Genomic DNA, 12523 nt, shown 5'->3' with positions numbered 1-12523 from the left:
GCGAGATTTAAGGAGTGATCGACTCATTTTCTGATACACTCCTGGAACTGCAACAGTTAATTTAAGATTCGGCAGCCATCGAGCGAATAATATCTCCCCTAGTGAGGATGCCGATTACTTTGCCCGCAGTATCAAGCACCGGCAATCGGTGGATGCTGCGATCGTGCATCAGTTTGGCAGCTTCTTGGACAGATTGATCTGGCCCGATGGTAACGGGTTCTTTACTCATCGCTTCTCCTACTGTTTGTCCTAAAGCCTTGTGGAGTTCTCGCTCGTAACGAGATGGATTTTCCAAATAAATCACGCTGTCGAGCACCATGATATAAGCGGGCGGAGTTACGCCGGTTTCCCGCCACATCAAGTCGGTTTCGGAGATGACTCCTACCAACAAGTCATTCTCATCTACGACGGGAAGACCGCTAATGCGTCGATCGGCTAAAATTTTAATCGCTTCGTTCAAGGGCATTTCGGGTCGCGCCAAAATCGGGTCGCGGCTCATTACATCGGCTACTGTTTTTGGCATGATTAGGGGTTGATTGAGTTGTTGCTCTAAATCGATCATATAGGGAAAGGGCGGCACAGACTGAAGAAAGGCAGCTCTGCTGAAGGGATTCGTTAGAAAGTAGAAGGAAGGAAAAAGCTTGAATGCCAGAATTTTGCTGTTTTTTTCGATCGCACTATAAAATTCTGCCCTTTGCCGGACTCCGGCGAGCGATCGGTCTGACCAAAATTAATGGGATTCAAGCCCCGTCCTTCTAGGACGGCTTTTTCTTGGTTTTCAAATTCCTAATTAACTCTCTAAGAACATCAGACTTAGTTCTGCCAACCGCCACACAATATTTTTCAAGTATCTCTAATTCAAAGTCTTCGAGCCTAAAATCTAATCGTTTTTTCATGAGTTTGTACGGATATATGGTGTACAATACTAGCATGAAATCACGCTACCAGTACCGAATTTATCCATCCGAGCAACAACGCAAAGACCTGGCAAGGCTATGAAGGTTGTGTGAGAGTCGTATGGAACGACGCTCTGGCACTGTGTAAGAAATCGGAGAAACTACCTAGCAATGGAGATTTGCAAAAAATATGCATTACTCAAGCCAAAAAGACCCAAGAGCGTGAGTGGTTGAGCGAGGTTTCTAATATCCCATTACAGCAATCTATTGCTGATTTAGGTGTAGCTTGGAACAACTTTTTCGCATCTATTAAGGGAAAAAGAAAAGGCAAAAAGGTTAATCCCCCTAAATTTAAGCAGCGGACAAACAGACAGTCAGCCCGTTTCCGAAAAGGGGGATTTAGCATCAAAGCTGCCAAGGTTTTCTTAGCCAAAATTGGGTGTATTAAGACTAAATGGTCGCGACCTCTGCCGTCTGAACCAAGTTCAGTCACCGTTATTAAAGACACCGCAGGGCGCTACTTCCTTAGTTTTGTTGTTGAGGTGCAGCCCGAAACCAAGCTAGCTTCTAACCCAGCAGTGGGTATTGATTTGGGCATAAAAATTTTTGCGGCGCTCAGCACGGGAGAGCGAGTGGCAAGCCCCAGCTACTCAAAGTTAGACCGTAAAATTCGACGCTCTCAACGCAAGTTATCACGACGCTCTAAAACATCAAAGCGGCGTGAACGGATGCGATTGAAGGTGGCGAAACTCAAAGCAAAACTGCGAGATATCCGCAAGGACTTTCTGCATAAACTATCGACTAAGGTGATAAACGAGAACCAAGTTATCGCCCTAGAAGATTTAAACGTCTCCGGACTCCTGAAGAACCGCAAATTATCCAGAGCAATCAGCTCCGCTGGATGGCGGGAATTCAGAACAATGTGTGAGTCTAAGTCGGAGAAAGTTGGACGTGAGTTTGTTGTCATCAGCAGATGGGAACCAACCAGCCAAGTTTGTTCGGATTGTGGTTACCGCTGGGGCAAGTTAGACCTTTCGGTGAGAGAAATTGTCTGTATGAATTGCGGCACTCTTCACGACAGAGACGACAACGCCTCAAAAAATATAGAACAAGTCGGGGTAGGGCATATCCACGACTCAAAATGGGCAGGGAGGGAGTGTAAGACCTCAATTGAGGCAGTTCCCGATGAACTGTCAACCCGTCTAAAGTACGAACAGTTAACTCTGTTCGACTGGTAGGGAATCACCGCGCCTTCAGGCCGGTGAGGATGTCAAAAGATTGTTAAGATATATTAAAGAGCGGATAAATCCTTACCAATGCCAGAATCTCCAGCCACAGAACCAGACTCCCAACCAGAAGCGCGCTGTGTATTGGTTTGCCAGTATCAATCTTGCCTGAAAAATGGTTCAGCAGCAGTGCTAGCTGCTTTTGAAGCTCAACAAGTTGCAGGGGTGAAAGTTGAGGCCAGTAGCTGTCAGGGACAGTGCACCACTGGCCCGACTGTACGAGTTACCCCGGACGAAATTTGGTATTGTCGAGTTAAACCTAGTGATGTACCGTTGATTATGGAAGAGCATCTCAAAGGGGGAAAACCTGTAGAGGCGCTGTTCAATCCGAGAATTCATATGCGTTATTATTATTAATATTGACTTGATTCGGTGAAACTTCCAAGATCGGGCGCATTTAATTTTAATAGTTATTGTTAAGGAACTGGCACTTTGAAAATCCAAGGAATTGCGCTTAGTTTGTTAGTCCTAATTCTGGGGCGTCCGTCGGCGGTTGCAGCTCAAACCCAGGCGGTTGCTGGGGATATTTGTCCTGGGGATTTGGGGGCACAAGTAGATGCGATCGCCAACCGTCCCGAATTTAGCCGATCGCGCTGGGGCATTTTGATTCAACCTCTATCTTCTACTACTACTCTCTACAGCCGCGACGCCCAAAAATATTTTATTCCAGCATCAAATGCCAAGCTGCTAACTACAGCCGCTGCTTTGCAGAAACTCGGTGCAGATTTTCGGATTAAGACATCGGTTTACAGCGGCGAAAATGGCAGTTTGTACGTTGCCGGCAGGGGAGATCCGAGCATTGCTGAGGCTCAGTTGAAATCTTTGGCGCAGCAGTTGAAGCAGCGGGGAATCAGTCAAGTTAACCAGTTGATTGGCGATGACAGCTATTTTCAAGGTAGTGCAGTCAATCCGAATTGGGAATGGGAAGACGCGCAAGCTGGCTACGGAGCGCCAATTAACAGTTTAATTTTCAATCAAAACGCGATCGACCTTCTCTTGTCCCCACAGGCTCTGGGGCAACCTCTGAAAGTTACTTTTGTCGAAGCAAAGCTGGCAAATCAGTGGCAACTTCAGAACAATTCAGTAACAGTCGCCCAAAACGAATCCGAGTTTATTGAAATTGGCCGGGAGTTCGATCGACCTATAATTCGAGTGGGCGGACAGTTGAAAGTTGGTGCAGAACCTGAATCAGCTTATGTCGCAGTTGTCAACCCCGCTAATAATTTTTTGCAGTATTTTCAACAAGCCCTGGCGGCTGAGGGAATTCCTGTTAAACAGGCTTTAGTTGCATCGGCTTCTCGCAATTTAAATCAAGAATTAGCGACTGTTGAATCGCCACCGCTGGCGGAATTGGTGAGAGAAACTAATCGAGTAAGCAACAATCTTTATGCAGAAGTTTTATTGAGATTGTTGGGGAAAGTTACAGACAAGATGCCCCTGCCACAAACACTCACAGGCAAGATGCCTGTGCCACAAGAGGATACAGGTGAAATGGGTTTGAAAGAGTTAAAAACAGTTTTAACTCAATTAGGAGTAAATCCAAACAGCTACAGATTAGCCGACGGTTCCGGCTTGTCTCGGCACAATTTAATTACTCCAGAAGCCTTGGTGCAAACTTTGAGACTTATGGCCAATTCACCTGCTGCATCTATTTACCGCCAGTCACTGCCGATCGCTGGCGAGAGCGGCACTTTGAAAAATCGCTTTAATATTACACCAAACCGCGTAAATTTGCAAGCAAAAACAGGAACTATGAGCGGAGTTTCGGCGCTGTCGGGATATATCGAAGTTCCGAATTACGAGCCGCTGGTGTTTAGCATTATCGTCAATCAATCTGACCTATCGACTGCAAAAATGCGATCGGCAACGGACGAAATTGTGCTATTATTGAATCGCCTGCGCCGCTGCTAAAACAATACATTTAAGGTGAGAAAGTTAAGCTCAGTAGTTACGCCTAAAACACAGGACACCCCAAAACCTGATAAGTTTTAAGTTTAATTAGATTGCAGCGGCTGGCCTGGAAAAGCAGCTACAATAAAAGTAGAAAAATTAACAGCATTGGGCCGTTTCAGCCTGCTACCAGTCGGCGGGTTCTGTACTTCCCGAAAATAAGTCTAACTTTCCAACTATGAATTCTTTAGATTCCCAACAGCAACACATCTTTGTCGAAACCAACAACATCCGCCTGCACTGTGTTTCTCAAGGAGAAGGCGAGCTCGTTCTCCTCCTGCATGGGTTTCCAGAGTTTTGGTACTCTTGGCGTCATCAAATCCCTGCCTTAGCGCGTCATTTCAAGGTGGTAGTGCCGGATTTGCGGGGCTACAACGATTCCGACAAGCCGGAAAGCGGCTATGATTTAGATACGCTGAGCGCGGATATTCGCGGTTTGATTTCGAGCCTCGGTTATACAAAAGCTCACGTTGTAGGTCATGATTGGGGAGGGGCGATCGCGTGGCACTTAGCTCAAAAATTCCCTGAACAACTCAACCGCTTGGCAATTTTAAACGCTCCGCACCCGCAGCGATTCATGCAGGAAATGGCGAGCAATTTAGATCAAATCCGCCGCAGTTGGTACGTTTTGGCATTTCAGGTTCCCGGCATTCCGGAATTGTTGATCCGGCAAAACTTGAAAGATTTTGTTCACAATGTTTTCCAAGGACAAGCTGTTCGCAAAGGATCTTTTAGCGCTGAGGAAACTAAGATTTATCAGACTGCTTTAGAAAAGCCGGGAGTATTAGCCGCCGCTATCAATTATTACCGGCAGATGTTTCACCCGCAGAGGCTTTGGAATTTGGGGCAGAAATTAGAACCTGTGACAGTGCCTACTTTGGTGCTTTGGGGAGAAGAAGATGCGTTTTTGAGCCACAAACTTGTAGAAGGTTTAGACAGATTAATTACGGCTCCGTTTAAGTTGAAATTAGTTCCTCACTGCGGTCACTGGATTCAGCAGGAAGCGCCGCAAACGGTGAATCGAGAATTGCTGAGTTTTCTGAGACATTCTTCTTCTTCTGTGGCTTTGGCATAGAAAAAAATTAACGCTTGCAAATAAGAACGGGCTCTCCGGCCCGTTCTTAATATCTGACGCACCCTACTTATTGATCAATACGCTTGGGTTAAAACTGTTTATTCCTCGCAGAGCCCCCTAAATCCCCCTTAAGAAGGGAGACTTTGAGTAAGTTCTTGTCCCCCCCGACCTAGGGGCGGTGCCAAGAGTGTCCGCCCTTGGCTAGGGGGGATCGGGCTTAACTGAAGCGTATTGACTTATCGATCAGTCCCAGAGCAAATTTTCTTGGATCAGCAGTGCAATCATCGCAGTTCTGGAACAAACACCGAGTTTGATAAAAATCCGCCTCACGTAAGTAGCAACCGTCCAGTGACTGATATTTAAATTTTTGGCAATACATTTGTTGGGCAGGCCTTGGGCTACTAATTGCGCGATCGCTCTTTCGCGTGGGCTCAGGCTAATTTCCGGTTTGTAACTTTTGCTTTGCATATTTTTGCAATCAGGTAACGAGTTAAAATCTAATCAATTAAGGGTAGAATTTCGAGTTTTTCTCGAACTTCAGATAAAGGATTTTCCCAATCAGATGCAACGTCCCAATTAATTAACTGAGTGGCTAATTTTCCGTGTTTTAAGCCTTTGATAGTTTGTCCGATCGCGCAACTTAACCCGCCGATGGGTCCAACTAACACTAAAATCGCACAAGAAGGACGAAATACTTGAGCGCGAGTAAACGCTTGAAGTACCAATTCATCTTCTGTTGAAGCTGAAAGACCAGTCAGAACGTGCCACACGTCGTGGTTTCGCACCAATCCAGTCTCCCGATGCGATCGGCTCAAAGCCTTGTTCGTCTAGAAATCGCGCCACTTCGCACCCTAATGTTCCTGCTGGCAGTTGGCGCAATTTTGCCAAGTCTATTTCAAAATGTCGATCGCTCTCAATTTGAGGATTAATTGTTTGAGCCATCTTTAATATAACTCCTAATTGACCGTCAGCCATAATTCATTCTCCCTTCAACAATGATTTAAGTTTCGAGCCAATTAATTTGTGTTTGTCAAGTTCATTTTTGCGCTGAATCAAGACGATTTTTTTTCCCGACTCAGCTTAAAAAGCTTACTTTCTGTCAAACCAATCGGCGATCAGGAGCTTTTACATTTCTTTACAAACCTTCTTAGATGTGAAATCTGCTATCTGTAAACATCGCCCTAGTGTTTGGAATCCCAACTTGACTCACCGGGAAGTACCCGTAAAATCTACAGTATTTAGCGGTGATTGGAACTCCCTTACTTACGTATCTAAATTTATTCTGCTGCTAATTATTGGAACTTGCAATGAGTCAGAAGTGGAAGCTTGCAGGCATGGTGATGCAGGTGCATACAAGTGAAGAGAGTTGAAACAAGGTGAAACAAGGTGAAACAAGGTGAAGTTATGCAGAGTTGATATTTCGGAATTACGCAGTAGTGCCAATCCCCCGTAGTTGCCGAATTTGTAGTGGTAATCATGGGGGATGGCCCGTATGTCGTTAGAATGTTACTCAAATGAGTGTCACTCATTTGAGTGACTGGTCAAATATCTTCACCAACAGCTACAAATAAAGTAGAGATTCATATCATACAAGGTGTTGCTGTGAAAAAACTTTCCATTTTGTTATCCACAGGAGTTGTGTCATTAATTTGGTGCGCGGCTGCTAGCGCTACCACTTATGTTAATCCCAACGGTAAAACTACTTTAAACCTGTCAGAAAAAGGGAACAATCGCAGAGGTTTTTACTTGACCAAAGTAGGCAATCGGGAATTTTTGGGCAATATTCAAATTACCCGTTCCGAAGGAGCAGCGGGCTCTTACTATTACAATGGGACTTTCAAAGACAGTGCGACGGGCCCTGGCCGAAAAATGGTTTGTTCTGGGGATATTACCATTGTTAGGCGTCAAGTTGGAAGGAGCAGCCAATTGGGAGCCGAAGTTACTTGGAAGGTGAAAGCAGGAGAAAATTGTCCTTCTATTGGCCAGACATTTAAAGTAAATTTAGTCGAATCTTTACCGCGTCCTAATGCAAGTGGCAACTATACTTCTAGCAATTCTAATACTTGGTTGACTGAAACTGCTGGCTCGGCAACTTGGCCTGCTTGGCGAGTCACGTCGCGAGATGGACAACTCAACTGCCGCAAGACCCCAAACGGAGCAATTCAACAACTTTACCGCGCGGATAGAGATACAATTGCTGCTGAACTCAGGGGAGTAAATGCGATTACGATGGCGAACGGTCAACCCTGGATGCTGACAAGACAAGGCTGTTATGTGCGCGCTAATTCTCAATACGTTCAGCCAGTTTCTATGCCAGAATAACTGTTCGTAAATAGGGAGCATCTCAATGAAAGCAGCCCTCCGCTAGAAATTGGAGTTGGGAGCCAGGAGGAAAAAGGAAGAAGGAAGGAGCCAGAAGAAGTATTTTTACAAATATGAGATGCTCCCAGTTCCGCTGTCAGAGCCACGCAGCTTACCAAAAAACATGAATCCAGTTTACAAGGAGTATTTTGAAAACTATTCTGTTGGGATAAGCTGTTGTGGATTTAAATTGTATGTCAAAAAACAATAAAACTCTTGTGGGGAGTAGGGGTTGGGCGTCCCGCCCGCCTCGACGAATATGCAATTTAAATAAAAAGTCCGCGTTATTTTGTGGCTGCACTACTAAACAATCAATCACTGCATAACAATTGCCATGCAAAGGAGTACCCTCTCATCCCTGTTTATCCTGCAAAACTTACATAGCGTGACAAAAGTTACGATCGCCCGTTAAATAGCAACTCGCTATCGTCATTAAATTACAATTAAACTGCTCAAATAATCGCCGACTTTCCTATTAAACAAAAACGCCGCACCCTAGCTACAGCCTGCTAAGGAGGATGTCAATCGATTTTAGATTTTAGATTTTAGATTAAAGAATTGACTTGCGCGAGATAAATGCTCTTTCTTGAGGATTTTAGATTTTAGATTTTGGATTGATTCCACGGATAAATCACGTGGCGGGTACCATCAAGACATTCTTGGTCAATCAGAATAGTGGTATCGACAAGAGATAATCGTTAGATACTCGTCATCCACAGCATAAACTAATCGATTCGTATCATCAATTCGCCGCGACCAAAAACCAGCCAAGTTCTCCCTCAGTGGTTCTGGCTTTCCGATCCCCTCAAACGGCAATCGGATGGTTGCCTCAATTAGCTTGTTAATTCGTTTTAACGTTTTCTTGTCTTGCCCTTGCCAATATAAATAATCGCCCCAAGCCTCATCCGTCCATGCTAACTTTCTAGTCATCCAACAAATTTCGCTCTACCACTTTCCCCTGCTTAAACTGAGCAATAGAACGCTCCAAATGGGCAGCATTGGCGGGAGATTTGAGTAAATGAACTGTTTCCAGCAAACTATTAAAGAACTCTAGCGACATCACCACGGCATCCTCCGCATCCCGCCTAGTGATGATGGTATAGTCCCTATCTTCCACTACTCTGTCTAAAACAGCCTTGAGGTTATTTCTCGCTTCGCTAAAAGAAACAATATTCATCTACTTGACATTTGTACTACTTACTGTACAAGTGTACCAATCCGCAATATATTCGGCAATCCCGATCTCATATCAATTTAATGTGAAGTTGCACATATCTCGATCCCCCTAAATCCCCCTTAGTAAGGGGAGTAGCAGGGTGGATTAATTGTCAAAAGAGTAAACCAGTGGGGCTAGGCTATTTGCTGACGAGCACGCGCCAGATTTAATTGGTTTGTCTTGATGAGATAAACCGAAAAGTAATTCGCTAACATATTCAAGTTGATTGGCCATAAATCTCAAAGCTTCAGGAAGTGTATTTGTACCGAGCATCCGAGCTAGAGATAGTAAAAATTGTCTGACCATTGCCCAGTTCGCAGGTGCATTGCCACCTCGATGGATGCAGTTATCCTCATTTAACGTCACATCTTTAACCCAATGCAGCCGATTCTCTATTAACCAATGTCCTCGAATTGCCGACGCAAATTGGCTTGCCGACCAATCCTTACTACTTAAATAATAATGCGTTTCATGGAAATCAACTAACCGACGACGACTTTTTTTGCCTTCCCACCTACTGCCAGTTCTTTTGATAGCAATTATATGTTTGACACCCGCCCACGCTGGTAATAACTGAGTAGATACGGGATAAATTGTCGTAGAGCGAGTTGTGGTGCGGCCATGCAAGCGTTCTGAGGTTTGAGCTGAATCGATCGCGCCCACAGATGCGACTAATTTTTGAGCCACTTTAAACAAACTAGATTGATTTTTTTTGATGGTAATTATGTAGTCATTACCTCCATCAATAATTAACTGAATAGTTTTTTTTTTAGTGTGCAGTGCATCGGCAGTAATTACTACTTGAGAACCCGCAAGTTCTTGCACGAGTTCTTCGACAACTTCGATTTCACTTCGCTCCTGATTTTCCATTACTTTATGTCGGACTACCCAGCCGCGATCGTGACTGTATGCAGAAACTAGACTCACAAAATTTTGGTAAGAACTATTACCGCCAACACTTGTGCTTTTAATACTTTTTCCATCAATTGCCATCAATTCTCCTGGTGCTATCGATAATGTTTCCCCTGCCCATATATTAAAAAGGACGGCAATTACCTCAAAATCTAATGAGAGAATGATGTTTCTAAAAGTAGAGTCGCATGGAAAACGAATATCTGGTGGGAGGTGAAAGAGTTTTATCAGAGTTGAGCGATGATTTTTCGTAAATTCAGCTAAGGGCTTATATCCCCAATATCCCGTACAACTGCCCAATAAAATTATCATGAGTATCAGCCATAAGGGATGCCTAATCCCCCTCGGATGTCGGTGGTCAGGTACTGATTTAATTGCTTCAATTAAATTCATTGTTGATGCACTCTGTAGGATAGTCGAGCGCGAGCGGACTCGATCCGCTCGCGCTCGACTATTATAATTTACTTGGGGACAATTAATCCACCCTGCCTAGCCCCCCTTAATAAGGGGGGGACAAGATTCTTCTCAAAGTCAACCCCTACTCCCCTTCTTAAGGGGGATTTAGGGGGATCGAGATATGTGCAACTTCACCTTAAATTGGTATCAGTTAACCGTCAACAGTCAACAGTTAACCCAACGATGAAAATCCGCGACGCAGAAGAAAGCGATTTGCCAGCAATTGTCCAAATATATAACGCAGCAATACCGGGCAGAATGGCCACCGCAGATTTAAAACCAGTCTCAGTCGAAAGCCGCCTCCCGTGGTACAGAGAACACTCCCCCAATTCCTGGCCGATTTGGGTAATGGAATCAGAACAAAATATTGTTGGTTGGCTGAGTTTGCAGATTTTCTACGGACGCGCTGCCTATCAGCATACAGCAGAAGTTAGCATCTACGTCGCACCCGATCGCCAACGCTGCGGAATCGGACAAAATTTATTGCAATCGGCAATTGTGCGGAGTCCAGAATTGAAGCTTAAAACTCTCATAGGAATAATTTTTGCTCACAATCAGCCGAGTGTAAGATTGTTTGAGAAATTTGGCTTTCAGCGCTGGGGATATCTGCCACAAGTTGCGGAACTTGACGGCGTTGAAAGAGATGTCGTAATTCTGGGTTTGCGTTGTTAGCTGTAGGGAAACGGCAATGCCAATTGGTGTCAACTTAAACTGTCAGTCCGCCCAATCCTTCCGTCCGCCCCTCAGTCCGCCAGGGAATGAATTCCCTGTCTAATAGCGAAAGTCCTCTTAAGAGGACTAATGAATCTTAAATTTTTCTTCTCAGTCCTCTTAAGAGGACTTTAGCTTTGAGGCAGGGGTTTCAACCCCTGCCGGACTATCGGTTGTACGTTAAGTTGTCACCAATGGGCTCTTGGAGTGTCCTAATTTGGAAGAAACGGCAACACCGTGTCTTGATTTGTAGGGAAACGGCAATGCCGTGTCCTAATTTGGAGGAAACGGCATTGCCGTTTCCCTACCTCAATCTGTTAAAATTTTAATTTCATCCAAAGATGCGATCGCCACATCAGCATTTTCCAAATGACTAACCTCAGCCTTTCCCCAACAAATCCCGATACAGCCAGCCGCGCCCGCATTTTTACCCATCTGAATATCGCCCGCTGAATCTCCCACCATCAAAGTTGCTGCGGGATTTACTCCGAGTTTCTCACAAGCTTGCAAAAACAATTTCGGATCGGGTTTATGAAGCGTTGAATCAACTCCCATTTCTAACTGAATCCACTCGGCTAAGCCGTGGTGTTTCACAAATTTCTGCACCGATTCTGTTGTAGCAGCCGAAAGAATTCCCAATTTTAAACCCGCTTCCGAAAGATATTTCAGCACTTCCAAACTGCCGACAAATAAAGGAGAAACAGCACTCTTTTTAAACATTTCGTCAGCTTCGTCAAAAGCGCGGCGCGCAATAGTTAAAGATTCCAGCCATCCCCGGCCGGTTTCGGCGATGTATCCCGCCGCCACAATCTCATTTTCCCTGCGACTACCGACGGCTAGCAAACCCGTGGGGTCGATGCTGCCAGCTTCGATGCCGAAAGCCATTTGTAAAGGCTCTCCAACGCCCGGAATTTGAGCGTCTGCGAGGCGCGATCGCTTAATTCCCAACAATCTCAAAAATTCTTGAGAATCCTCTAGAGTGCCGTCTTTGTCAAAGATTACGGCTTGGATATTCGAGAAGGTAATGCCCCGACATTTAATAGTTACCAAGAATCTGAACTCCGTAATTTTTATATTTTTTTCTATCTTCCCATATTGCGCTATTTTTAGCAATTGTTTTTAGCGCAACATAACTCTCTTGTCCCCCCCTTATTAAGGGGGGCTAGGGGGGATCTGGCCTTAACTATTACGAGATATATCGTACTCTTGTCCTCCCCTTATTAAGGAGGGTTAGGGGATATCTGGCCCTAAGAATGACGATCGCACGCACTCAACAACTCCTGACAAACTCCCTCAAAACACTGCAACACATCAACATTCGTAAACCTGACAACTTGCAGTCCATACCCCTCGAAAATCCCTGTTCTTTCCGCATCATATTGTTTCCCCTGTTCAGTAAAATGACTCTCGCCATCAACCTCAATTACCAATCTTAAAGCAGCACAATAAAAATCTACAATAAAATTGTCGATGGGTCGCTGTCTCAAAACTCTAAAAGGGAAATTTCTCAGAAAATCTTCCCAAAGTTTCTTTTCGGCTGGAGTTGGATTTTTCCGAAGTTCCTTGGCGATAGGGATGAGTTTTGGGTTGTAAGGTAGGTGGAAATTCGAGTCGTTTAATTTGATCATCATCCTCCTAATCTCGATCCGGAGATCCCCCC

15 protein-coding genes are annotated in these 12523 nt (G+C 44.7%); 6 read left to right on the top strand and 9 right to left on the bottom strand.

The features are described 5' to 3' along the window. Positions 1-61: 61 nt before the first annotated feature. On the bottom strand, positions 62-562 hold the full coding sequence (locus QT987_RS17865; protein WP_333242340.1) for a CBS domain-containing protein: 501 nt from the start codon (positions 560-562) through the stop codon (positions 62-64). A gap of 444 nt (positions 563-1006) precedes the next feature. On the opposite strand from QT987_RS17865, the gene QT987_RS17860 reads away from it, so the two are divergent. The 4 genes from QT987_RS17860 (at position 1007) to QT987_RS17845 (ending at position 5207) form a co-directional block, all read left to right on the top strand. After that, positions 1007-2134: a transposase gene (locus QT987_RS17860; protein WP_333242337.1), complete on the top strand. Its 1128-nt coding sequence runs from the start codon at positions 1007-1009 to the stop codon at positions 2132-2134. A gap of 78 nt (positions 2135-2212) precedes the next feature. Continuing rightward, on the top strand, positions 2213-2539 hold the full coding sequence (locus QT987_RS17855) for a (2Fe-2S) ferredoxin domain-containing protein (RefSeq protein ID WP_333242334.1): 327 nt from the start codon (positions 2213-2215) through the stop codon (positions 2537-2539). Positions 2540-2620: 81 nt separating this feature from the next. Next, positions 2621-4093, top strand: coding sequence for a D-alanyl-D-alanine carboxypeptidase/D-alanyl-D-alanine endopeptidase (gene dacB / locus QT987_RS17850; RefSeq protein ID WP_445299708.1), 1473 nt, complete (start codon positions 2621-2623; stop codon positions 4091-4093). A 217-nt stretch (positions 4094-4310) separates the two neighbouring features. Next, a complete protein-coding gene (locus QT987_RS17845; RefSeq protein ID WP_333242328.1) occupies positions 4311-5207 on the top strand; it encodes an alpha/beta hydrolase in 897 nt (298 codons plus the stop codon). A gap of 243 nt (positions 5208-5450) precedes the next feature. Here the strand turns inward: QT987_RS17845 and QT987_RS17840 are convergent, their stop codons facing one another. From QT987_RS17840 to QT987_RS17830, 3 genes are read right to left on the bottom strand one after another with little or no spacing between them, the layout of a single operon-like run. Then, positions 5451-5675: a helix-turn-helix transcriptional regulator gene (locus QT987_RS17840; RefSeq protein ID WP_333036912.1), complete on the bottom strand. Its 225-nt coding sequence runs from the start codon at positions 5673-5675 to the stop codon at positions 5451-5453. Between the two features lie 29 nt (positions 5676-5704). Next, on the bottom strand, positions 5705-5992 hold the full coding sequence (locus tag QT987_RS17835; protein WP_333242325.1) for a Coq4 family protein: 288 nt from the start codon (positions 5990-5992) through the stop codon (positions 5705-5707). After that, positions 5934-6182: a hypothetical protein gene (locus QT987_RS17830; protein WP_333242322.1), complete on the bottom strand. Its 249-nt coding sequence runs from the start codon at positions 6180-6182 to the stop codon at positions 5934-5936. The genes QT987_RS17835 and QT987_RS17830 overlap by 59 nt, the downstream gene beginning before the upstream one ends. 558 nt (positions 6183-6740) lie before the next feature. Here QT987_RS17830 and QT987_RS17825 point away from each other — a divergent pair. Continuing rightward, positions 6741-7529 (top strand): hypothetical protein, encoded by a 789-nt coding sequence (locus tag QT987_RS17825; protein WP_333242319.1) that lies wholly within the window; start codon positions 6741-6743, stop codon positions 7527-7529. Between the two features lie 702 nt (positions 7530-8231). Here the strand turns inward: QT987_RS17825 and QT987_RS17820 are convergent. The 3 genes from QT987_RS17820 to QT987_RS17810 form a co-directional block, all read right to left on the bottom strand. Next, the gene (locus QT987_RS17820; RefSeq protein WP_333242316.1) at positions 8232-8498 is read right to left on the bottom strand and encodes a Txe/YoeB family addiction module toxin; all 267 of its coding nucleotides are present in this window, start codon (positions 8496-8498) and stop codon (positions 8232-8234) included. Next, positions 8491-8745 (bottom strand): type II toxin-antitoxin system prevent-host-death family antitoxin, encoded by a 255-nt coding sequence (locus QT987_RS17815; RefSeq protein WP_333242313.1) that lies wholly within the window; start codon positions 8743-8745, stop codon positions 8491-8493. The genes QT987_RS17820 and QT987_RS17815 overlap by 8 nt, the downstream gene beginning before the upstream one ends. Before the next feature lie 144 nt (positions 8746-8889). After that, positions 8890-10089, bottom strand: a complete 1200-nt coding sequence (locus QT987_RS17810; RefSeq protein ID WP_333242310.1) for an ISAs1 family transposase — start codon at positions 10087-10089, stop codon at positions 8890-8892. A gap of 246 nt (positions 10090-10335) precedes the next feature. Between QT987_RS17810 and QT987_RS17805 the strand changes: the two genes are divergently transcribed. Further along, entirely contained in the window at positions 10336-10824 is a 489-nt protein-coding gene (locus QT987_RS17805) for an N-acetyltransferase family protein (protein WP_333242412.1), read from the top strand. Between the two features lie 348 nt (positions 10825-11172). Here QT987_RS17805 and QT987_RS17800 read toward each other — a convergent pair whose 3' ends face one another. Then, positions 11173-11913 (bottom strand): HAD family hydrolase, encoded by a 741-nt coding sequence (locus tag QT987_RS17800; protein ID WP_333242307.1) that lies wholly within the window; start codon positions 11911-11913, stop codon positions 11173-11175. A 197-nt stretch (positions 11914-12110) separates the two neighbouring features. Further along, the gene (locus QT987_RS17795; protein WP_333242304.1) at positions 12111-12494 is read right to left on the bottom strand and encodes an endonuclease domain-containing protein; all 384 of its coding nucleotides are present in this window, start codon (positions 12492-12494) and stop codon (positions 12111-12113) included. Positions 12495-12523 lie beyond the last annotated feature (29 nt).

It is taken from the genome of Microcoleus sp. SVA1B4, assembly GCF_036700545.1.
In the GTDB taxonomy this organism is placed as follows: Bacteria; Cyanobacteriota; Cyanobacteriia; order Cyanobacteriales; family Microcoleaceae; genus Microcoleus.
The sequence above is the reverse complement of the archived record's forward strand: the minus strand, read 5'-3'. Positions and strand labels throughout refer to the sequence as shown.